Annotated in this window: 18 protein-coding genes and 1 pseudogene; 9 read left to right on the top strand and 10 right to left on the bottom strand. The window is 69.7% G+C overall.

What is annotated here, in order from left to right; genetic code table 11:
- Nucleotides 1-50 precede the first annotated feature (50 nt).
- The 3 genes from ACFVYE_RS02685 to ACFVYE_RS02695 form a co-directional block, all read right to left on the bottom strand.
- A complete protein-coding gene (locus ACFVYE_RS02685) occupies nucleotides 51-1,976 on the bottom strand; it encodes an ABC transporter ATP-binding protein (protein WP_383976025.1) in 1,926 nt (641 codons plus the stop codon).
- A 40-nt stretch (nucleotides 1,977-2,016) separates the two neighbouring features.
- The gene (locus ACFVYE_RS02690; RefSeq protein ID WP_383976024.1) at nucleotides 2,017-2,823 is read right to left on the bottom strand and encodes an alpha/beta fold hydrolase; all 807 of its coding nucleotides are present in this window, start codon (nucleotides 2,821-2,823) and stop codon (nucleotides 2,017-2,019) included.
- Nucleotides 2,824-3,375: 552 nt separating this feature from the next.
- Nucleotides 3,376-4,623, bottom strand: coding sequence for a histidine kinase (locus ACFVYE_RS02695; RefSeq protein WP_383976022.1), 1,248 nt, complete (start codon nucleotides 4,621-4,623; stop codon nucleotides 3,376-3,378).
- Between the two features lie 237 nt (nucleotides 4,624-4,860).
- Here ACFVYE_RS02695 and ACFVYE_RS02700 point away from each other — a divergent pair, with 237 nt between their 5' ends.
- Nucleotides 4,861-5,895, top strand: a complete 1,035-nt coding sequence (locus ACFVYE_RS02700; RefSeq protein ID WP_383976020.1) for a beta-ketoacyl-ACP synthase III — start codon at nucleotides 4,861-4,863, stop codon at nucleotides 5,893-5,895.
- Nucleotides 5,896-5,980: 85 nt separating this feature from the next.
- A complete protein-coding gene (locus tag ACFVYE_RS02705; protein ID WP_383976018.1) occupies nucleotides 5,981-7,219 on the top strand; it encodes a beta-ketoacyl-[acyl-carrier-protein] synthase family protein in 1,239 nt (412 codons plus the stop codon).
- A 62-nt stretch (nucleotides 7,220-7,281) separates the two neighbouring features.
- Here the strand turns inward: ACFVYE_RS02705 and ACFVYE_RS02710 are convergent, their stop codons facing one another.
- The 4 genes from ACFVYE_RS02710 to ACFVYE_RS02725 all read right to left on the bottom strand — a co-directional run bounded on the left by ACFVYE_RS02710 (nucleotide 7,282) and on the right by ACFVYE_RS02725 (nucleotide 12,771).
- Nucleotides 7,282-7,992 (bottom strand): response regulator, encoded by a 711-nt coding sequence (locus ACFVYE_RS02710; protein ID WP_383976016.1) that lies wholly within the window; start codon nucleotides 7,990-7,992, stop codon nucleotides 7,282-7,284.
- Between the two features lie 85 nt (nucleotides 7,993-8,077).
- On the bottom strand, nucleotides 8,078-8,929 hold the full coding sequence (locus ACFVYE_RS02715; protein ID WP_383976014.1) for a VOC family protein: 852 nt from the start codon (nucleotides 8,927-8,929) through the stop codon (nucleotides 8,078-8,080).
- A gap of 1,014 nt (nucleotides 8,930-9,943) precedes the next feature.
- Entirely contained in the window at nucleotides 9,944-10,957 is a 1,014-nt protein-coding gene (locus tag ACFVYE_RS02720; RefSeq protein ID WP_389603741.1) for a ParB/RepB/Spo0J family partition protein, read from the bottom strand.
- A gap of 1,001 nt (nucleotides 10,958-11,958) precedes the next feature.
- Entirely contained in the window at nucleotides 11,959-12,771 is an 813-nt protein-coding gene (locus ACFVYE_RS02725) for a response regulator transcription factor (RefSeq protein WP_389603743.1), read from the bottom strand.
- Nucleotides 12,772-13,032: 261 nt separating this feature from the next.
- Here ACFVYE_RS02725 and ACFVYE_RS02730 point away from each other — a divergent pair.
- Nucleotides 13,033-13,202, top strand: a pseudogene (locus ACFVYE_RS02730) (hypothetical protein); the annotation flags it as partial.
- 202 nt (nucleotides 13,203-13,404) lie between these two features.
- Here ACFVYE_RS02730 and ACFVYE_RS02735 read toward each other — a convergent pair.
- On the bottom strand, nucleotides 13,405-14,226 hold the full coding sequence (locus ACFVYE_RS02735; protein WP_383976307.1) for a class II aldolase/adducin family protein: 822 nt from the start codon (nucleotides 14,224-14,226) through the stop codon (nucleotides 13,405-13,407).
- A 225-nt stretch (nucleotides 14,227-14,451) separates the two neighbouring features.
- On the opposite strand from ACFVYE_RS02735, the gene ACFVYE_RS02740 reads away from it, so the two are divergent.
- The 5 genes from ACFVYE_RS02740 (at nucleotide 14,452) to ACFVYE_RS02760 (ending at nucleotide 18,743) form a co-directional block, all read left to right on the top strand.
- Nucleotides 14,452-15,120: a TetR/AcrR family transcriptional regulator gene (locus ACFVYE_RS02740; RefSeq protein WP_383976305.1), complete on the top strand. Its 669-nt coding sequence runs from the start codon at nucleotides 14,452-14,454 to the stop codon at nucleotides 15,118-15,120.
- 367 nt (nucleotides 15,121-15,487) lie between these two features.
- A complete protein-coding gene (locus ACFVYE_RS02745; protein ID WP_389603746.1) occupies nucleotides 15,488-15,898 on the top strand; it encodes a hypothetical protein in 411 nt (136 codons plus the stop codon).
- Nucleotides 15,899-16,067: 169 nt separating this feature from the next.
- Nucleotides 16,068-16,757, top strand: coding sequence for a 4'-phosphopantetheinyl transferase (locus ACFVYE_RS02750; RefSeq protein ID WP_389603748.1), 690 nt, complete (start codon nucleotides 16,068-16,070; stop codon nucleotides 16,755-16,757).
- Between the two features lie 211 nt (nucleotides 16,758-16,968).
- Complete coding sequence (locus ACFVYE_RS02755; protein WP_383976313.1) at nucleotides 16,969-18,090, top strand: P1 family peptidase; 1,122 nt, start codon at nucleotides 16,969-16,971, stop codon at nucleotides 18,088-18,090.
- Nucleotides 18,091-18,203: 113 nt separating this feature from the next.
- Nucleotides 18,204-18,743 (top strand): hypothetical protein, encoded by a 540-nt coding sequence (locus tag ACFVYE_RS02760; protein ID WP_389603750.1) that lies wholly within the window; start codon nucleotides 18,204-18,206, stop codon nucleotides 18,741-18,743.
- A 582-nt stretch (nucleotides 18,744-19,325) separates the two neighbouring features.
- On the opposite strand, the gene ACFVYE_RS02765 is transcribed toward ACFVYE_RS02760, so the two are convergent.
- Complete coding sequence (locus tag ACFVYE_RS02765; RefSeq protein WP_389603752.1) at nucleotides 19,326-20,162, bottom strand: acyl-CoA thioester hydrolase/BAAT C-terminal domain-containing protein; 837 nt, start codon at nucleotides 20,160-20,162, stop codon at nucleotides 19,326-19,328.
- 118 nt (nucleotides 20,163-20,280) lie between these two features.
- Nucleotides 20,281-21,165, bottom strand: coding sequence for an SIS domain-containing protein (locus ACFVYE_RS02770; protein WP_383976295.1), 885 nt, complete (start codon nucleotides 21,163-21,165; stop codon nucleotides 20,281-20,283).
- Nucleotides 21,166-21,357: 192 nt separating this feature from the next.
- Between ACFVYE_RS02770 and ACFVYE_RS02775 the strand changes: the two genes are divergently transcribed.
- On the top strand, nucleotides 21,358-22,158 hold the full coding sequence (locus ACFVYE_RS02775; protein ID WP_093899008.1) for a DeoR/GlpR family DNA-binding transcription regulator: 801 nt from the start codon (nucleotides 21,358-21,360) through the stop codon (nucleotides 22,156-22,158).
- The last annotated feature ends 93 nt before the right edge of the window (nucleotides 22,159-22,251 follow it).

A 22,251-nucleotide genomic window follows, 5' to 3' on the forward strand; every position in this document is an offset into this window, starting at 1 on the left:
GCCCGGGGTCTCTCCTCCGGGACGGGCCGTTCGGCGGCGGTCGACGGACCTCAGCGGACCTCGGCGGGGACGTCGGCGTCGTCGGGGGACTGCTGCGCGAACTGGGTGCGGTACAGGTGCGCGTAGAGCCCATCCGCAGCGAGCAGCTCCTCGTGGGTGCCGCTCTCCCGGATCTGTCCGGACTCCAGGACGAGGATCTGGTCGGCCTCGCGGATCGTGGACAGGCGGTGCGCGATCACCAGGGATGTCCGGCCGGCCAGGGCGGTCTTCAGAGCGCGCTGGATCGCCGCCTCGGACTCCGAGTCCAAGTGGGCGGTCGCCTCGTCGAGGACCACGACCGGCGGGGCCTTCAACAGCAGCCGGGCCAGGGATATCCGCTGTTTCTCGCCGCCGGAGAGGCGGTGGCCGCGGTCGCCGACCATCGTGTCGAGGCCGTTGGGCAGGCTGCTGACGGTGTCCCACACGCGCGCGGCGACGCAGGCGTCGATCAGCTCCTGCTCGGAGGCCGCGGGCCGGGCGTAGGTCAGATTGGCCCGCAGCGTGTCGTGGAAGAGGTGCGCGTCCTGCGGGACCACGCCGACCGTGTCCCACAGCGACTGGAGGGTCAGCTCGCTGATGTCGTGCCCGCCGAGCCGGACGGTGCCCGACGTCGGGTCGTACAGGCGTGCCACCAGGTTGGTGAGCGTGGTCTTCCCGGCGCCGGACGGCCCGACGAGCGCGGTCATCCGGCCCGCCGGTACGCGGAAGCTCAACTCGTGCAACGCCGGCTCCGTGTCGCCGCGTTCCGGCATGCGCGTCCCGATCGACTCCAGGGAGGCGAGCGAGACCTCGTCCGCGGTGGGGTACCGGAAGCTCACCCGGTCGAACTCGATGTCGTGCGCCTCGCCGGCAGGGCCCGGCACGGACAGCGCGCGGGCGTCGGGGCGCTCCGACACCATCGGTTCGAGGTCGAGGACCTCGAAGACCCGGTCGAAGCTGACCAGCGCGTTCATCGCGGTGACCTGCAGGCTGGACAGCTGGTTGATGGGCCCGTAGAGCCGCAGCAGCAGGGTCACCATGGCGACGAGGGTGCCGATCGGCAGGACGCCGTCGATGGTGAGGGCGCCGCCCAGGCCATACACCAGGGCCGTGGTGAGCGAGGTGAGGACCGTGACGATGATGAAGAGCAGCCGGCCGTAGATCACGCCGCCGACGGCGATGTCGCGCACCCGGCCCGCGCGGGCCGCGAACAGGCCGCTCTCGTCGTCCGCGCGGCCGTAGAGCTTGGCGAGCATGGCACCTGAGACGTTGAACCGCTCGCTCATCATCGAGCTCATCTCGGCGTCGAGCTGCATGGTCTCCCGGGTGAGCCGCTGCAGCCTGCGTGCGATCAGTCGCACCGGCAGCAGGAAGAGCGGGATCATCAGCAGCGCGGCAACCGTGATCTGCCACGACAGGTAGAACATCGTGCCGAGGACGAGGACCAGCGTCAGGACGGTCGTGACCGCATTGGTCAGGAGCGTCGTCACCGCCTGCCGCGCCCCGATGACGTCGGCGTTGAGGCGGCTGACCAGCGCACCGGTCTGCGCCCGCGTGAAGAACGCCAGCGGCTGCCGCTGCACGTGCGCGAACACCTTGGTCCGCAGGTCGTAGACGAGACCCTCACCGATCCGGCCCGAGCACCAGGTCTGCACGTACATGGCCGCGGCGTCCACCAGAGCCAGACCCGCGATGGTCAGGCACAGCCCCACCACGACCCCGAGCCGCTTGGGCATGATGCCGTCATCGATGATCATCTTGAGGAGAAGGGGGCTGGTCGCGGTGATGACCGCGCTGACGACCGTCGTCAGGAGGAGTACTACCAGCGCCATGCGGTAGCGCTTGGCGTACGGGACGATCCGCCGGACGGTGCCGGGCCGGACCCTCTGCCGGGTGATCGAGTCGTCGTCGAACCGCAGACCTGTAGGGCCGCCCTTGGTCACGGAAACCTGCCTCACTCTCGTGTCTCGTCCTGAGACGGCGATGTCGGTCGATGGGTCAGTGCTGGTCGAGGAAATCGATGATCGCCGCGTTGACGGCTTCCGGGCGCTCCAGGTATCCGAGGTGCCCGCACCCAGGGATCTCCACCAGGTCGCAGCCGGGGATGGCGTCGGCCACCTCACCGGCCAGGTGCGGCGGGCAGATGAGGTCGTCGGAGAAGGAGATGACACGGCACGGCACCGTGACGCCGCGCAACGCCTGGCGGCGGTCGCCGAGGGACTCGGAGACCGAGTCCTGTCCGGCGGCGGCCTGTGTGCTGCCGCCGGACAGTTCGAAGATCTCCAGCCAGGTCGCGACCGCTGCCTCGTCGTTGAGGGTCGTCGGCGACATCATCTCCAGGACCGTCCGGAGCGCCTCGTACGAGGGAGGCAGCTTCACTCCGCTCTCGCGCAGCACACGATCCGCCGCGGAGTGCGCGCGGCGCAGCGCGTCCGCCCGCGCCCTGCTGGACATCAGGACCGCGGACCGCACCAGGCCCGGCCTGCTGAGGGCCAGCTCCTGCGCGATCATCGCGCCCATCGACGTGCCGACGACACGGCACGGCCCGAGGCCCAGGGCCTCCATCAGGCCTGCGGTGTCGGCGACCAGCTCGTCGAGCGTGTACGCGCCGGGCGGAGCGTCGGACCCCGCGATCCCCCGGTTGTCGAACGTGATCGTCTCGTAGCCGGCCGCGTTGAGCGCCGGTGTCTGGTGCATGGTCCAGGCTCGGCCCGCGGCCCCCGAGCCCATGATGAGCAGGACGGGCTCCCCGCGGCCCTGACGCTCGTAAGCGAGCCGGATCCCGTTGGTGTTGACGAAAGGCATGGTTTCCCCGACTCGTTTCACTGCCGGTGACGAAGGTGTGCGGGCCGACGTGCAGTGGTGGTCCTGTCGGTGACGGGACGCGCGGCCCGCGGCTGCGCCCCAAGGCGGTTCGATGCGATACGCCAGGGGCGTGGATGACGACTTGATGAGTATCATCCGGCCGATCATCCGGTCGATCCTCGACCGTTCAACTGACGACTCCGCGCAGTTGAACGAACCGGCGCACGGCCGTGCGCCGTGTTGTCAGCGACTACCGGAGAGGTGTGGATGACGGGCGCAAGCCGGTTGTTCCGGTGTGAACTGCCGCTTGGGGCCGTCCGATTGCCGGGATGACGGTGCGTCGACCATTCCGGGCAGGGAGGCCGTGTCCGTCGCGGGTACGGCGCCGCGGCAGGCCCGGCGGCCAACGCGTGCACCGCGGGAGAGCGGGAGGCCGGCAGCGTACCGTCGCGGTCACGGACGACGGCCGCACCTGCCTCTCCCGCGCGCGGCCGTCCCCGTTCCCGGGGGAGTGGATGCCGTCCCGGCCGTGCCGCGCCCGATGTCGCCGGGTCAGGTGGGCCGCCACGGGATCCGGGCCCTGTTCATGAAGCCGCTGCCGATCCTGTGGCGTGCCTCCAGGGATCCGCCATACGCGGCAAGCCGTTCACGCAGCCCGATCAGGCCCCTGCTGTTGCCGGAGTTCGCCTGTTCCGTCCGGGTGCCTCCGGTGTCGGTGACCTCGATCTCCAGCCAGTCGTCGTCATGGCGCAGGACAACCGATGCGCTCGCTCCGGAGGCATGCTTGAGCGCGTTGGTCAGGGCTTCCTGGACGACGCGGTACGCGGCGAGCTCGACGCCGGGAGGCAACGGTTCGGGCGGCAGCGACACCGTGAGGTCCACCGGCATCCCGGTCGCCCGCACCCCTTTGACCAGCGCCTCCAGCTGATCAAGCCCCGGCTGCGGCTGCAGCCCGTCGACGGAGCTGCCCGGACCGGTCAGCAGGCTCATGACGGCACGCAGTTCGGCCATCGCGCCTCGGCCGCTGGCCTCCACCGCGTGCATCGCCTCCCGGGCCTCCTCCGGTGCCGTGTCCAGGACCCGGTGGGCTGCGCCCGCCTGGATCACCATCACGCTCACGTTGTGCGACACGATGTCGTGGAGCTCGGCGGTGATGCGGGTGCGCTCCTCCTCCACGGCCTTCCGTGCGGCCTCCTCCTTCTCCGTCTGCAGGGTGGCCACGCGCACCTGGCTGGCTCTGAACTGGTCCTGCCAATACCGCACCGTCCCCGCGACGACCGCGGCGAGCATCATGATCACGAAGGCCGCGGACCAGCCCGGCAGCTCAGGCGCGGCGTCGTGGAAGGCGAAACTGCTCAGCACCGCGGCGATCGCCAGGCTCACCACGGCGAGTACGCGCCGGCGGCTGTGGGCGATCGCGCTGTAGGCGGCCACGGCACAGACCGCGAGGGTGATCCACGTGGCCTGACTGGCCAGCAGGAGGCCCGTGACCACCGCGGCCCAGAACGCGGGCAGCGGGTGCCAGCGCCGGAAAGCCAGCGGCAGCGGATTGAGAGCAAGGAGCCAGTAGTTCGGACGCCCGCCCCGCGGTACGTAGGCCGGCGCATCCTGCGGACGCATGCCGGGCATGTGGTCGACGGCCTGGAACTTCCAGCTGGCGATGACACCGACGGCGGCCAGCGCGGCCGCGAGCAGCGCGTCCGCAAGCAGCGCCCGTGCGCCGGGACGTGCCTCGGGCCGCAGCACCTCGCGCACGGACTGCCACCATCCGGTACTCGCGTCGTCTTCTCCCTGTTTCACCTGAACATTGTGACGGCAGGGCAGGAGCTGATAGACCGCCGTGTTCAACTGGCGCCGGGGCACGGTTGAACGGCCGTGCCGCATGCCGTCGCGGATACGAAATCGGCCGAATCGAATGGGCGGCGCAGGTCGCCTGTTGTGCCTGCTCTCCAGGCCTGTGTACGGTCACTTTTCGCTGAACTCCCAGGAAAGCGCTGTGTCCTGTTGTTCGTGAAAAGGAATTGAAGGGGCATAAGAATGCACGCAACGGAGTTCACAACGGCGGCCCGGGGAGAACCGGACGGCCGCCCCGCCGCAGTCGTTGCCGGACTGGGAACGTGCCTGCCCCGTACGGAAATCAGCAATGCCGCGCTCGCGGAGCACCTGGACACCAGTGACGACTGGATACGTACACGCACCGGAATCGCCGCCCGGCGGCGCGTCGACCCGGACGTCTCCATGACGGACCTCGCCTGCGCGGCCGCCGCCGGCGCCCTGCGCTCGGCGGGCCGCACCACGGTGGACGCGCTGGTGCTCGCCACCACGACCCCGGACCGGCCCTGCCCCGCCGCCGCACCCGAGGTCGCCCATCGCATCGGACAGGGTGCGATACCGGCCTTCGACGTCTCGGCCGTGTGCAGCGGCTTCATCTACGCGACGGCGACTGCCGCGGGACTTATCAGCGCCGGCCTCGTGGACAGCGTCCTGGTGACCGCCGCCGAGACGTACTCGCGCATCATCGACCCCGCCGACCGGTCGACCGCGGTGCTCTTCGGCGACGGCGCGGGGGCGGTGGTGCTGCGCCGCGGCACCGTGCGCGAAGCGGGGGCCCTGCTCGCCTTCGACCTGGGCAGTGACGGTTCGGCCCGGGATGTGATCCACGTGCCGGGCGAGCGTGAACAGCCCGAGGGCGGACGCTGGTTCACCATGGCGGGCCGCAAGGTGTACCTGCGGGCTGTCGAACAGATGACCAGTTCGGCCCTGCGAGTGATGAAGGACTGCGCCTGGAGCCCGGACTCCGTCGGGGCCTTCGTGGGCCACCAGGCCAACGCACGCATCATCGACGCGGTCGCGGACCGGCTCCGGGTGCCGTCGGACGCGGCGGTGTGCGAGATCGCCCAGGTCGGCAACACCGCGGCCGCCTCCATCCCGCTCGCGCTGGCCGACGCTGCGGAGGGCGGACGCCTCAAGCCGGGCGCCCGCACCGTGCTCACCGCCTTCGGAGGCGGACTGACCTGGGGTTCGGCCGCACTGACATGGCCGCACCTGACCCCTGTACGTTCTGAAATCTGATGGAAGGGAGCCCGCAGATGCTCACCCCCCACCTCCCCCACCTCCTCGACAGGACCTACGAGGTCCCCGGCGTCACCCCCACGGCATGACCGCCCCCGTGTACGACCACCCTGACATCGTCGTCACCGGCATCGGGATGGTCACACCGGTCGGTCTGACCACCGGTCTGGCCTGGAAGGCGACCTGCGCCGGACTGTCCGGCGCCACGGAGGATCCCCGGCTCACCGACCTCGGCGTGTCCTTCAGCTGCGCGGTGACCGGCTTCGACGCGGAGCAGGAGTGCGGCGCCGAAGCCCGCCGGATGGACCTCTTCACGCAGTTCGCCGTCGCAGCGGCCCGTGCCGCCGTCGCCGACGCGGCCGTGACCGACACCTCCTGGGACCCCTCCCGGGTCGGTGTCGTGCTCGGCACCGCGGTCGGCGGGCAGCAGACCTGGGAGGAACAGCGGCGCCGGTTGGCGGACCGGGGGCCGCGCGCGGTCAACCCGCTGACCGCCCCCAAGGCCATCGACAACTTCGCGGCCGGCACCGTGGCCCGGGACCTGGGCCTGCACGGCCCGTCCCTCTCCGTGTCCACGGCGTGCGCTTCGGGCACCACGGCATTGGGCGTGGCCCTGGACCTGCTGCGCGCGGGTCGTTGCGACGCGGTCCTCGCCGGCGGCACCGAAGCCACCGTGACCCCCCTGGTCGCCACCGCCTTCGACCGCCTCAAGGCGCTCTCCCGACACGGCGAGGACCCGGCCAGGGCGTCCCGGCCGTTCGACGCGCGGCGCGACGGCTTCGTCCTGGGTGAAGGAGCGGCCGTGCTGCTCCTGGAACGCGCCGAGGACGCCCGGGCCCGCGGACGACGCGGCTACGCGCGGCTGCTGGGATACGGCGCCTCCTCCGATGCCCACCACCTCACCGCCCCCGACCCCGAGGGGCACGGCGCCCGACTCGCCCTGCGGCAGGCCCTGGCGGACGCGCGGGTCGGCGCGTCGGAGGTCTCACTCGTCAACGCCCATGCGACCAGCACCCCGCAGGGCGACGCCGTCGAGGCACGGCTCCTCGCCGGGATGTTCGGCACGGGGACCGCCGTCACCTCCACCAAGGGCGTGACCGGCCACATGCTGGGCGCGGCGGGAGCGGTCGAGGCCGCGTTCACCGCTCTGTCGATCGACCAGGGGGTCATACCACCCACCGCCAACTTCGAGACCCCCGGCGCGGATCTGCCCGAGATCGACATCGTGCACGGCGGGGCTCGGCACACCCCGGTGTCCGTCGCCGTCAGCAACTCGTTCGGCTTCGGGGGCCAGAACGCCGTCGTTGTGCTCGGCAGCGTCTGACACGGGCGACTCGGCCGGCTGTTCCCGGCCGGACCGGCCGCCAGGGCTGATCTCTCACGGGGCTACTCGCCCGGAGAGATCAGCCCGGTCTCGTAGGCCAGCACCACGGCCTGCACCCGATCGCGCAGTCCGAGTTTGGACAGGATCCGCGCCACGTGCGTCTTCACCGTGGCGGTGCTGAGGGTCAGCCGCTCCGCCAACTCGGCGTTGCTCAGGCCGGTGGCGAGCAGGCGCAGCACCTCCAGCTCGCGCGTCGTCAGCCCGGACAGGTCCCGGTGCACCCTGGGCTTCACGTCCGCACGCGGAGAGAAGCGCTCGATCAGACGGCGTGTGATCTTGGGCGCCAGCAGGGCGTCGTTGGCTCGTACGAGCCGTACCGCGGCCACGAGCTGATCGGGGGACACGTCCTTCAGGAGGAACCCGCTGGCGCCGGCCGACAGGGCCTCATAGACGTACTCGTTCACGTCGTAAGTGGTCAGAATGATGACACGCGTCTGCACGGACCCGTCGGCGACAATCCGCCGGGTCGCCTCGATGCCGTCCATCTCCGGCATCCGAATGTCCATCAGCACCACGTCGGGCCGTGTGCGGCGCACCACCGCGACGGCCTCGCCGCCGGTGGTCGCCTCACCCACCACCTCGATGCCGTCCGACAGCAGAATCATGCGGAACCCGGTGCGTACCAATGCCTGGTCGTCGACGATGACGGCGCGCAGCCCCGCCCCCGGGTTGTCGCTCACTGCCGGAGGCCTTCCGCTGTTCTGCGTCGTCATCACGCCCACATTCTGGACCATCTTCGGTTCGGGCCTCCAAACGCCTGGTGCGCGACGGCGTTTCGGCCGGTACGCCGCCCGGTGGTCAGCCGACCGGGCTGCGGGTATCGGCGGTGAACCCGGCGTCGGCGGTGCCGAGCCCGTGCGGGCCGCCGCGTTCGACCAGTTGGAGGCGGAGCCGCTGCATGCCCGGGTTCCGGAACTCGCGTGCCCCGGACAGGACGTCATCGGCGAGGAACGCCAGCCGATGAGCGCCCATGGGCCACTCGGGGTCCGGGGACGCAGCGGGCGCCCCCGCGCCGGGGTGCGCGTCCGCAGCGGTGAGGGCGAAGGCTACGCGCTCCGAGGTGCTGCGGAGCACGGTGGGGGCGACGTCCTGTCTGCCGGGGGCGAGGCGGGGGACCGGGACGGGGGACAGGCCGAAGACCTCGGTGCAGAAGGCTGCGTAGTCCGCCAGGCGGCTCGCCTCCAGACGGATGGCGACATGGTCCAACCTCCGAACCCGCCCCACGGGCTCGTCCGTCGCCCCCGGAGAGGCTGTCCACTTGTGACCTGCGGGCGGAACGGCGGAGTCGGCGGTGGTGTCCGGAAGGAGGGTGTGGGAGACACCACCCCATCCCGACACGACCGGGTTCCCCTGCGGCGAGTGCGTGACCCTTGCACCGGCGGCCAGCGCGGCCCGGGCCGTTTCCGTCACGTCGTCGCACGTCAACGCGATATCGGCGACACCGTCCCTGTGCTCGGACAGCCACTTCCCCGTCACCCACCCCGATGTGACCACGAGTTGGACGTCGCCCTGCCGCAACAGCACGGAACTCCGGTCCACGGCGACGGAATCCGCGACCCGCGTGAAACCCATGGTGGAGACGAGGAAGCGAACGGTGGTGACTTTGTCTCTCGTGTACAGCTCGACATGCGATATGTCTCGCACAGCCATAGGAAAAGCTCCTGGAAGTGGGAGGTGTGCAGGGCTGGGCAGGGAATCGGTCGGTTCGCCGCAGCTGACGGAAGAGATGTTTTCCATCCGCGTCGAAGCAGGATGACCCGTAGGCAGGTACGTGATCAATACCCGGCTCAACCGGGGCCGGCAGCGTGTTCAACTGCGGCACCGCGCCAGTTGCACGCCGCTCTCCCCGCCGCCTTCCGGCGGGCGGGCGGAACCGTTCGGCAGGGCTGCATCGCCGCCGCGACATGAGCGACAGCCTTCCGCGCCAGTCGTGGCGGATGATGCGATGAGGGGCCGATCGGGGGAACCGGAAGGCCTTTGACGAGTGGCGCGTCAACGCGTCGGACGGGTTCCTCGCGGCTCGGCTCCGGCAGCCGTACATGCCGACACCGCAGCATCATTCGACGCATGCACAGAGCTGGGCCTGCAGGGCAAGCCCGTAATCCTCCGCATTGCGATCCTCGTTCCGAGCAAGGGCAAGGGCAAGGGCAAGGGCAAGGGCAAGGGCCAGGGCCAGGACCAGGACCAGCCGATCCGGGCACTGCCCCTGATCCGCCGCGAGTTGCCCGACGCCGTGCTGCTACGCCGCGGCCATCGGGGCGGTCGCCGGCACGCTGATCCGGATTCTGCTCGACACCGACCGGCCCGCCGCGATGGGTGCGGCGGGCCGGTCGGTGGGTTCAGGAGTCCTGGTCCTGGGACGCGTCGGCCCGCCGCCTGACACAGTCGCTGTCGCCCGAACCCCGGTGATGCTGCCGCGGCAGGACAGGGCTTTTGCTCCAGGCGCTGCCGGGTGATCGAAGTGGGAAGTCGGGCTCAGGGCCGAAGAAGCGTGCCGGGCGTCCAAATGGTGGGCGCCCGGCGCATCGCCCAGGCAAAGCCGTTACCGTTCCCTCGTGATTTCGCACTCACCCCTGTGGGGAGTTCCGCGCGGAATCTGCGGGCCGTACGAATTTCGGCCACGAGGAGGTGCGGTTCTCCCATGGCTCAAGTCGAGGCCGATCATCAGCTGACCGCCTTTTGAGCAGTGGACTGGTCACGCTCGTCGAGATGCTGAGCGAATTCCAGCCAGGTTGCCGCGTATTGGCGTGCGAGGCTTCCGACCAGTGCCCCGCAGTGGGGCGGTACGGCGGCGGTGAGGTGGTTCCATTCCGCCGAGGCGTTCTGCTGCAAAAGGCGCAAGAGATGCCGCCCTTCCTCCTTGAGGCGCAGTGACGGATCCCGGAGCAACTTCTCGAGCACCATGGCCGGAGACGGCTGCGGCAATCGGACTCCGTGCTCCGCCCTCGGCCGTCCTCCCTGGGCGGGAACCATGGCATCGATGTCAGCGGCCTCCGCCTCCGGAAACTCCGGGAGGGCGGGCGCCGGCACGGTGGCGGTGTCCGACCGTACCGGAGCAGGCGGCTCACCTGCCTGAATACGTCTTCGGACATCGCTCGCAGTGGCCGGCGATATGCCCGCGATCCGCGCCACTTCGCGCAGCGAGGCCGTCGGGTTCTCCGCCATCACCTCCGCTGCGCGCCACCGGCCCTCGACGCTGCTGAGCGGGCGAACCCGTCCGTCACGTCCGATGCGGGAGTTCAACTGCGGCACGACGTCGGTTGAACGACGACGGATGGAGGCGACAGCCTTGGCCCCCAGGCCCGACGCTCGCGCGATGGCCCGGTCCGACATCTGGGGATGTGACGCGATGATGCGGCCGGCAGCGGCACGTCGATCGTCCTGCGACAGCGGAAGGCCATGCGTGATGTTGGCCTGAACTGCTCGTAAAAAAGCCTCTTCCGTGGTGCCTTCGAAAAATTCGACATCAATTGTCTCCTGTCCGCGGATGAGCGCGGCCAGGAGTCGGTGCATGCCGTCGATCACGCGCATGTCGGAGCGACGGACAAGGATCGCCGGCAGCGGTCCGTCTATCTCGGCCAGCCGGGCGACGTGTTCTTGGTCCGGCCCCTCCGAGCGAGGGGACTCGCCGGGCAGGAGGGCGGCGATGGGAACTGGGATGATCCCCGGTGTGCGCACGTCGGAGAGCGGGGATGCGTCGGCTGCACGGACGCGCGTCGCATTCGGTGCTGAAACAGGTGTCTCAGCGTCTGGCTCATGCAATTCATTCACCCCGTGTGTAGAATTTACTGAGTTAATTTCTGCGGGTTTTGAGCCGGCTGATTTTGGCCGACATTCGACAGGTCCGCTCTGGATGTGCCGAACCTTCGTGTGTTCGCTCTCGCACTGTTCCGGTGACGGATCGGCTGCGCGCATGGGGAGCCGGGGCATCACGGGCAGGTAGGGGGAGGGGCGGCGTCCAGGGTGTTCGTGCACCCGCGGATGTGGATCTTCATGCGTGGCGTCGTTCGACTGCACGCCGAAGACCGCCGCCTCGTGCTGAAACACCGCCGCTCCACCCGCCCCCAGTAGTCGCGTCGCACAGTGCTGTTAATAGCTGTGACCTGTCCAGCTACATGATCACCTTATTCAGGCCGGCGGCTCCAGCAGTTCCACCAGGCGCTCACTCAAGGACCGCACTCATGTTCATATTTCGTTGCGGCGCTGTCGAGTTGTTCAAAGCCGGACGTCCGAGGGGTGAGACGGGTGTGTCCACGGTGGGAGGCGCTTCGTTCCGGAGCGCATGGGTCTGCTTGGGTCTGCGGAATTCACGAGCCTCGCGACGGCTCACAACGAATGGGCCTGTTTGGGCTCAGGGATTGGCGGGAGCGAAGGGGGGAAGCGGTCGGGTACCGGACATGGCGTCCGCATGACACGGCGCCGATGAACGACTCGTCGTAGCTGTTCGCACGGACGTGCACCTGGCAGAGTTCCCGTGTCAGGAAGAAAGTCCGATAAGCATCGCTCGTGGCGGAGCCGCGCCGGCGGACGCAGGCGCGCCGCACCCGAACAACGCCCAAGTCAGTGGGAGGAAAACCTTCCGCGGACGCTCAAGCAGGCGAGCGTGCCACCTCCATCCTTCCTCGTGTGCACAAGGGCTTCCGAACCCCTTCGTGGCCACTTTTCAGCCGTCCTCGCGCTTACTGAGCGGATCGCGACGATTCCCCGCGTGTGAACGGGGTCCGGCGATGAGGAGTGTTCGGCATGCACAGCGGCTGTCGCCGTGTCGTACTCCCCGGCCGAGCCCGGTGGCGCGGATGCGGGAGTCCTGGGGGGAGAGTCGAAGCCCGTCCCATGGGCGAGTACGAGGCCTGCGCCCGGTCGCGCAGAGACAGTTCGGCGAAGATCCGGGCCACATGCGTATTTTCCGTCGCCTCACTGAGTCTCAGTTCCTCTGCCGGTTCGGCATTGGACAGTCCACGGACCATGAGCGTCATCAGCTCGCGCTCGCGCGGTGTGAGCGTGGCCGGATCCTGGTGTACGGCGGGAGGGCCGGGCTCCGCGGTCGGCGTCCTCCCGCCGCAGGCGAAGCCTTCTACCGGGCGGCGGGAGATCGACGGAGCCGGCAGCGCGTCACCGCTGTTGACCGGGCGTACGGCGGAGCCCAGGAAGTCGGAGGTGACGTCCTTGAGGAGGGAGCCGCCGGCACCGGCGGCGAGTGCGGCGCAGACGTGGTGATCGAGGTCGAAGGTGGGCAACATGATCAACCGGCAGTGCGGGTGCTGTGCAAGGACGCGACGGGCAGCCTCCAGCCCGTCCGTGTTCGGCATGCGGATGTTCATCAGCACGACGCCGGGCCGCAGCTCGCGGACCACCGCCACAGCCTCCGGTCCGTCGGCGGCCTCTCCCGCCACGTCGGTCCTCCGGGCCATGAGGATCGGACGGAAGCCGGTACGCACCGGCCCCTGGCCGTCGGCGACCAATACGCGGAGGGGAGGCTCGGTGGACGTCATGGGCGGACTGTTCGGCACCCTCACGCTCGCTGTCCAGCAGCAGGCTGCGGTCCTCGAAGGCTGACCGATGGGTTCGCCGCACCCGGAAAAACGTGGCGCCCAGCCCACCTGCGGTGACGCACGCTACCCCCAAGGCGATGACAAGCCGGCCCACTCCGGAACTCCGCACACCCCCGAGCCTCCCAGGCCGTCTCCGCCATCCGCATCATTCCTCAGAGCCAACCACGTACATCCACGGGATGACCGGCCTCGGCGAAGTACATCCGAGGAGGGGTGCCGAGCACCGGATCGATCGGCACTCAGGCCGTCGACGTGATCCTGCGCAACCCCCGTCGGTTCCGCGTAAAGGCCCTTTCCGCCGGCGGGGGAACCTTCAGCTGCCGGCCCGACAGGCCCTGGAGCTCGGCGTCGAGACGGTGGCCGCCCCGCGACCGGCGCCGAGGCGGGCGACACCGCCGGCACGGCGCACTCCGCGAGCGACGGCCTTGTCAAAGCCGAATCCGACCTCGTCGTACGGGGTTCCGACGGGCATGCCGCAGTAGGGCATGCCCTGCGAGGTGTCGGCCGCGAGTGCGGCCCTGAACGGAGCGGGGTGGAAGCGTGACCGGCCCGCCGTCGGGATGCGGCTGGTGGTCAGTCGAACAGATCGGGATCGGAGGCCGTGATCTGGTCCCACAGCGGGCGGGCCTGGAACCAGCCCGCCAGATGGGTGCCGACCTGGCCGCGGGTCAGCAGTGCGGTCTCCCGGTCGATGAGCTTCGGTGTGCCGGCCGCCATTGCCAACAGCTGTGCCTGGCAGGAGCGTTCCATGGTGATGAACCACCACACGGCCTCGGCGACCGAGTGGCCGACGGTCAGCAGGCCATGGTTCTGCAGGATGACGGCCTTGTGTCCGCCGAGGGCCTCGCCTATCCGCTTGCCTTCCTCCAGTTCGTCGACCACGCCCTGGTAGTCGCTGTAGAGGCCGTGGTCCTCGAAGAACGCGCAGGCGTCCTGGGTGATCGGGTCGAGCGGGATGCCGAGGCTGGAGAAGGCCTTGCCGTGCAGGGAATGGGAGTGCGCGGCGGCCACGACGTCGGGGCGGGCGGCGTGTACCTGGGAGTGGATGACGAAGGCGGCCTTGTTCACCAGGCGGTTGCCGTGCAGCAGGGTGCCCTCGTGGTCGACCAGGAGCAGATCGGACGCCTTGATCTGGTTGAAGCTCATGCCGAACGGGTTGACCCAGAACCGGTCCGGGTCCTCCGGGTCGCGCACCGTGATGTGACCGGCGACGCCTTCGGAGAAGCCGAACCTGCCGAACAGGCGGAATCCTGCGGCGAGTTGCTCCTTGCGGTACTGCCGCTCGGCTTCGATGGAGTCGAACGTCGGTGGCATGGGGATGGTGACGCCTTCGGGCACCGGGCCTGCGGCGGACGCGATGGCGGAAGGCGTGGTGTCGGCCGTGGTGTCAGTCATGGAGTACCTCCAGGACGAAATGGATGGCGGTGCGGTCCCCAGACGATACGCTTCCGTATCGGATGCGTAAATGCATCGGATGCGTTTACGCATCGGAATCAGGCAACGGAATCAGGCATGGGGTGGCCTCGCAGGAAGGATGCAGGTCCGTATCGGATACATTGGGGCATTGGTTACGGCCCGGTGCTCTGCCGGATGCCGCCGTACGCAACGCGAGGAGGGTCAATGCCCAAGGGTGTGACCAAACGCCGGCCGCGCACCCGGGCCGCGCTGTTGCAAGCGGCACTGGAGACCTTCGCCGAGCACGGATTCCACGGCACCTCCATCGAGCAGATCTGTGACCGCGCCGGCTATACACGCGGCGCGTTCTACTCGAACTTCAGCAGCAAGGAAGAGCTCTTCTTCGCGCTCTTCGACGCACACAGCGAGCGAATCATCAGCCGCCTGACGGAAGTGGTCGACTCGATCGACGCGGAAGGCTTCTCGCTCGACCGCCTCGCGGAACTCCTTCCCGAACTCGAAACCGGCGAACGGGACTGGTTCCTGGTGACCACCGAGTTCACGCTCCACGCCATCCGTGACCGCCAGGCCGCCTGGATGCTGGCACGCCACGACGCACGGCTGCGCGCGCAAATCGCCCGCGCTCTGACGGAATGCGTACGCGGTGCGGGCCTCACTCTCACCGTGGATCCAGAGGAACTCGCCCGGCTGCTCATCGCCGTACGGGAGGGCGAACTGGCCCAGAGCTATGTCGAGCCCGACCAACTGCCACCCGGGGAGCTCGGGCGCCGCTACCTCGCCCCTCTCCTGTCCGCCGTGACCGTACCCGCTGCCGAGGGGCCCGCCGCAGGGGAACCCGGACCCGGTGCGAGTTCCGCGAGCGTGCACTCGTAACGGCCCGCTCCGGTGGGCGGCGGAGCCGACTGCCGGAGATCCACGGTGTTGTGGTGGTGTCCGGTGTCTGGTCGCCGTTCGTGAGCATGCGCCAGATGCGGCGGACATGGTCCGCCATGTCGATGGTGGGGGTCGCTCAGCCACTGGAGCTGGATGCCGTCGGACGCCGCGATGAGGGCTGAGGCGGCGTAGTGCGGGTCGAGGCCGGGGTTTGCGCGGCCCGCGCGCTGTTCGGCTGAATTCTTCGCTGTCGCCCGCCCACCCCATGACGGCCGTCCGGCACGGCGGACCGGTCGGGTCCGCCCCGCAGGACGGTGCGATGCCTTGGCCGGTCCTTGTTCAGAGAAACAGGACGCCGTATTCTTTCTTGCCATTGCTCGCCCAGGCGGATCTCACCCACTTCGACACCGCGGCCGACGCCTGGCTCGTCGAGGGCCTCGATTACCGCCTGGACATCGGTGCCTCCAGCCGCGACATCCGGATGAACGCCACGATCACCGTGAAGGGTGACTCGACCCTGTCGGAGCCGGACGCCAACTCCTCGCCGGCGGAGTGGCTCGCCCGCCCGGTCGGCGGACCGGCGGTCGGGGCGCTGCTCGACAGGATCCGCAAGTCCATGGGCGACGACTCCCCCCAAGAGGGAAGCCACCGGCAGCAGATGGTGACAGGAATGCGGCTCGCCCAGCTCCCTTTCGTCCCCGTCACCCGGGACGACGTGGACCGGCTGCTCGCGATCGTGCGGGCGGGCGGGCGCGTCAGGCTGAGTCGCATGCGATGAGCCGCAGATCCGTCGGCCGAGCCTCGCCGAGACGAAACCCGACCCCTCGGTCCTGACGTGACAGTTGCAACACCGGTCAGGTTCGCCACGAACTGAAAATTCTTCAGTCTTCGGGCAGGCTTCGGAGACGATGCAGAGGATGGATCAACCAGCCGGTACGAGGGGGAACATGATCGAGAAGATTCTGCCGTCCCAGGTGGCCGTTGCCGAGGCGCTCTCCGACCCGCCCGACGCGGCTCTCTTTCCCGGCGAGGAAGAGCTGATCCGCAATTCCGTGGAGGGCCGCCGCAAGGAGTTCACCACCGCACGCTGGTGCGCCCGCCGCGCGCTCGGCGAAATCGGTCTCGCACCCGTCCCCATCCTGAAAGGCGAACGCGGGGCGCCGATATGGCCGGCAGGAGTGGTCGGAAGCATGACCCACTGCGCCGGCTACCGAGCAGCTGCAGTCGCCCGCCGGGCGGATGTGCTCACCGTCGGCATCGACGCCGAACCGCATGAGCCGCTGCCCGACGGGGTGCTCGAGTCCATCGCGCTCCCGACGGAACAGCGGCGCGGGCTGGAGCTGCGTCGGGCGTGCCCCGAGATCCGCTGGGACCGGCTGCTGTTCAGCGCGAAGGAGAGCGTCTACAAGGCCTGGTTCCCGCTCACCCACCGCTGGCTGGGCTTCGAGCAGGCCGACATCGTGCTCCACTCGAACGGCAGCTTCACCGCCGGGCTGCTGATCTCCGCCACGGAGCCGGACCTGGCCGCGGGGGCAACCGCGACCCCTACGGCTTTCAGTGGCCGATGGCTGGTCGCGGACGGTCTCATGGTGACCGCCATCGCTGTCGGGAGCGAGCCGAAAGCGCCCACCGGGTAGCGGGGCGCCGCAGGCGGTCACCGCTGCGGCACATGGCACGGCGCGCAGTCCGGGGCGACGCGTGAGGAGACCGGGGAGAACCATGCCGGTGACCGAGCGCGTCGTCCCGATCATCAGCGGCGGGGAGGCCGGATACGACGAGACGTCGGCTCGCACTCTCGTCCGACGTGCGGGTGCACCCGTAATCTCTGACCGCATGAGTGCAGACCACATGGGCGAAGACCGCAAGCGTGCACGTGAGTTGGGCATCCCTCTGGCAGGTGAGCCGGGGCCGTGGAACGCGATCACGGACGTGCCCGGTGTCGAGGTCGGGTACGTCACCCTGGTAGAGGGTGAGGACGTACGCACGGGAGTGACGGCGCTCCTGCCGCGCGGGCGGGACGGTGTGGGTACGCCCTGCGCGGCCGGCTGGCACTCGTTCAACGGCAATGGTGAGATGACCGGTACCGCCTGGATCGAGGAGAGCGGCTCGCTCGCCGTGCCGGTGGTCATCACCAACACGTACGCGGTCGGCCCGGTGCACCGCGGCGTGGTCGAGTGGGTGCGCGCCAACCGTCGTGGAATGGCGCCGGAGTGGCTGCTGCCGGTGGTCACCGAGACCTGGGACGGCCACCTCAACGACATCCATGGCTCGGCTGTGGAGTCCCGTCATGCGGCGGACGCGATCGAGGCGGCGGCCTCCGGCCCGGTCGAGGAGGGATGCGTCGGCGGCGGAACGGGCATGCGCTGCTACGGCTTCAAGGGCGGCTCGGGGACCGCATCGCGGGTGGTGCAGTACGGCGAGGACCGCTACACCGTCGGTGCCTTCGTGCAGGCCAACTTCGGCGCACGGCGCGAACTGATGGTCGCGGGTGTGCCGATGGGGCGCGAGCTGTCCGATCCGGCCGAGACGTCGGTCCCCGAACCGGCGCCCGGCGGGGAGCCCCCGGTGCCGCCCGGCGCGGGCTCGGTGATCGTAGCCGTGGCGACCGACGCGCCCCTGCTGCCGGGGCAGTGCAAGGCGTTGGCCCGCCGGGTGACGCTGGGCCTCGCCCGTACCGGCACCACTGGAAGCCATTTCTCCGGGGACCTCTTCCTGGCCTTCTCCACGGCCAACCCGTCCGCGCTGACCAGTACGTTTCCCGCGGACGACGGCAGCGCGCCGTACGAGTCGATGCGCTTCGTGCCATGGGGCCGGATGGATCCCTTCTACGGTGCGGTGGTCGAGTCGGTGGAGGAGGCGGTGCTCAATGTGCTCACCGGCGCACACTCGATGACCGGCCGGGCGGGGCACCACGTCCCGGCGCTCCCGCTGGACCGGGTGACCGAACTCCTGGCGGCGCGCCGACAGTGACGCAGCGCGGAAGACGTGGCTGACGGCGCATTCGGAGGTTGCAGCCGGGGGAGACGGGCGCAGGGCGTGGTGGTCACTGGCCTCGTACAGGTTCGTCGGCCATACTGCCCGCCGTGGAGCAGCGCATAGATCCGAACACTCAGCCCGGGTACGCCGCGGGGACAGACCCGGCGTACATCCCTGGTCTCACGGCCCCTGCTATTGCCGGAAAGCCGGATACGAGCCAGGAGCAGACGGACCAGGAAAGGACAGAGGAGGGGGCGCCCGGCGTCATCGCCCCCGACGATGCCGTTGCGGAGGCCGTATCCGAGGATGCGGCAGCCGACGGGGAGGCCGCTGCCGAAGCGGCGGCTGACGACAAGGAGGCAGAGGACGGCCCCGTATTCGAAGTGAGCGACCGCCGTGGGTCGATCACCGCGGACCGTGACGGCGTCCGGTTCCGGCTGGACGACCAGGAGGCCGAGTTCCACTGGGACGAGATCGGTGCCGTTGAGGTGAAGACTCCTCGGTTCGGCCGCCGGTTCACCGTTACGGTCCATATGTCGACCCGTCGATGGTTCAACGCCGAGGTCGAGGCACCGGCCAGGAGCAACCTCAAGCAGTGGGCGGAAGAACTCGACACGGTCCTGGACGTCTACTTCGAGGAGTCCTGACCACGACGGCGTCTGTCAGAGGCTGGGCCGGCGGCCGAAAAAACCGCCGGCCCCCTCGCGACCGCAGGCATGGCCCCGACCTGCCGACCGCGCGGATGCCGGGCGGTGGACGGGCTGAGAGGCCGGCGCGGGGCGTGCGGCAGCGCAGTGTGCGGTGGGACCGGGTGCCCGGCCGGGGCCTCGGCCGCCGCCGCCTCAGCCCTGTCCCGGAGGCGCGCTGTGGATGACTCCTATCAGCCGTTGCCGAACCGGACCATCGGCTCGATGAGTTCACGCTCCTCGTAGGCCGGATGCGAGACAAGAGCGTCGGCGGGCAGATCCGGCGCCGAGCGCAGCTCCCGACACGACCGGTGGCGGCGGCAACGACCGCGAGCGTTGTCCGGACGTCCAGCCGAGCCGGCCGGTAGGGATGGTCGGGCACGCTCACCAGGTCGAGTCCGCCCTGCTCCGCGCAGGCGCCGCAGCGGACGCCTGACACTCAAACGCTGCTGCGGAGACCTGACACCCGAGCGCCGCGTCGGACACCGACGCTCAAGCGCCGTCACGCGCGCCGCAGCAGACGCCCGACGCGCCCAAGTGCCGTCAGACGCCGCCCTGACGCGCGCCGCGAAGCACGTCGAGTATGTGGGGCCAGGCTGCCGCACCAAGTGCCGCGTCCGCTGCGGGTGAGCCTCCGTACAGGAAGTCCGCGGATGAGGGGGCAGGGGCCTCGCCCAAAAGTCGCGGGCGGTGGCCTGCGTCGGGGCTGCTGATCACCCGTACGGGCAGGCCGGCCGCCCTGCGACGGGAGGCCAGTTCCTCGGCGAAGGGCAGCGAAGGCCACATCGCATCGTTCCCGCCGGCGACAAGCACGAATTCGGCGGTGGACTTCTCCACGGCGATCGTCGCTGCATCGACGCGGTCGGCGAACGTCTGCCGGCTGCGCTCGTACCAGCCACGGATGGCGACGGGAACGCCCTCGGGCTGCGCGGGCGTCGGCGCCCAGGAGGTGTCATAGGGGACGAACGGCAGCGGCTCACCCCGCCAGGTCCAGGAAGAGCGCTGGGGCCGGGTCTGTCCATCCCGGCCGGGGCCGACGTTTGCCCACGTCGTCGATGTGGGGGAGACCGCCACCACCGCGTCGACACCGGGCAGCAGCACGGACAGGTGCAGGGCGGCTTCCGCCCCCTTGGACACACCCAGGACGCCGATCCGGCGGGCACCGCCCGCGCGGAGCACCTCGATCGCGGGCCCGAATGTCTCCAGCGGGACCTCACAGATGCCGGGCGGCTGCCCGACCCCGCCGAACCAGCGGATCGACAAAGCCGTCAGGCCCTCCCGGGCCAGGATCCGGCACCGCTCGTCCTCGATGCGCCCACTGGACCCGGAGAGGATGAGCACCCCGATATCGCCGCCACGTACGCGGCCACGCGCGGGCATGGCCAGAAACCCCTCGCGAATGCCCGGGTGAGGGACTTCGTGAGGGGTTCCGTGGGTAGCCTTGCGAGCGCCCCCGCCCAGGCCGTCGAAGGTGCGCTCGACGATGTCCATCGGCCGGTCAGGCGCCCGCGAGTACCACCGAGCGCGTCAGGTGGCGCGGGCTGTCCGGGTCCAGACCGCGGGCGGCGGCGCGGGCGATCGCCAGACGCTGGACGCGTACCAGCTCGGCCAGCGGGTCCAGGCCGCTCTCCACCCAGCGGGCACCGGTCGAGAGCACCTGCTCGGCAAGGCCCTCGGGGGCGGTGCCGAACATCCAGGTCGCGGTGCCGGTGGTGGCGATGCTGATGGGACCGTGGCGGTACTCCATCGCGGGGTACGCCTCCGTCCAGGACAGGGACGCCTCCTTCATCTTGAGCGCGGCCTCGTTGGCGAGACCCGCCGTCCAGCCACGGCCGAGGAAGGTGAACTGGGTGCAGTCCAGCAGGCCTTCGGGCAGCGGCTCTGCCAGCGCGGTCTCCGCGTCGCGGACCACGGCCTCGGTGTGCAGACCGAGGTGGGCGCGGAGCAGCGTGAGCAGGGTGGTGGCGAACCGGGTCTGCACGACGGACTGCTCGTCGGCGAAGTCGAGTACGACGACCTCGTCGGCGGACGTCATGACCGGGGTGTCCGGGTCGGCGGTGATGGCCACTGTGCGGGTGACACCACGGAGCCGGTCGAGCAGTTCCAGCACCTCGGTCGTGGTCCCCGAGCGGGTGAGGGCGACGACCCGGTCGTAGCCGCGGCCGAAGGGGAACTCCGAAGCGGCGAAGGCATCGGACTCGCCCTGCCCGGACTCCTCACGGAGCGCGGCGTATGCCTGAGCCATGTAGAAGGAGGTGCCGCAGCCGACGACCGCGATGCGCTCGCCGGTGGCGGGCAGAGCCGCCGCCTGCGTCTGGGCCAGCTCGGCGGCGCGGCGCCAGCACTCCGGCTGACTGGCTGTCTCGATCTCGACAAATGACACTCTTGCACTCCGTACTCGTAGTGGGCTTGGGATGCTCGTTTGCGCACGTTATACGCGATGTACAAGCATTATCAAGCATTTCGCTTGCAGGAGGCTTGACTGGAGGAAGCCTTGTGCGACGCTTGCGCGTGTCCGGAGACACGTACCCAAGGGGATGGGTACCCGAAGCCCGGGCTCGTAAGGAGATTTCTCTTGTCCAGGGATGCCCGGTGGAACGCGCTGCTGGAACTTGTGGGTAAGAACGGCCGGGTGGAGGTCGAGGACGCCGCCGCGACGCTGGATGTCTCGGCCGCGACCATCCGTCGTGACCTGGACCAGCTCGCCGAGCAGCAGCTGCTCACGCGTACCCGCGGTGGCGCGGTCGCGCACGGTGTCAGTTACGAACTGGCTCTGCGCTACAAGACCGGCCGTCACGCCCCGGAGAAGCAGGCCATCGGCCGCGCCGTTTCGGAACTGGTGGCGGTCGGCGAAGTGGTGGGGCTGACCGGCGGTACGACACTGACCGAGGTGGCCCGTTCGCTGGCGGTGCGCTCCGATGTCGTCGGTGACACCGCGGCCGGGATGGGTGGTCAGCCGACCCTGACCGTTGTCACCAACGCCCTCAACATCGCCAACGAGCTGGTCATCCGGCCACAGATCAAGATCGTGGTGACCGGCGGAGTGGCCAGGCCGCAGTCGTACGAGCTGACGGGCCCGCTGGCCAGCGGGGTACTGGGCGAAATCACGCTGGATGTCGCCGTGCTGGGCGTCAACGCGATCGACACCGAGCGCGGTGCATACGTACACCACGAGGGCGAGGCCAGCATCAACCGGCTGCTCGCCGAGCAGGCGCAACGGGTGGTCGTGGCGGCCGATTCCTCGAAGATCGGCAAGCGGGCCTTCGCCCGGGTCTGCGATCTCGGGCAGGTCGATTTCCTGGTCACCGACAAGGGGATCACGCCCGAGGCGACCGCCCGCTTCACGGAGGCCGGCGTCACCGTCATCGCCGTCTGAACCAGTCGTCCGAACGGCGGGCGCCTCCACCGCGGCAGCAGCCTGTGTGCCGTACGCCCGGGCGGCATCGCGCACCACGGTGTCGCCGTGCAC

This window comes from Streptomyces sp. NPDC058239 (assembly GCF_042882185.1).
In the GTDB taxonomy this organism is placed as follows: Bacteria; Actinomycetota; Actinomycetes; order Streptomycetales; family Streptomycetaceae; genus Streptomyces.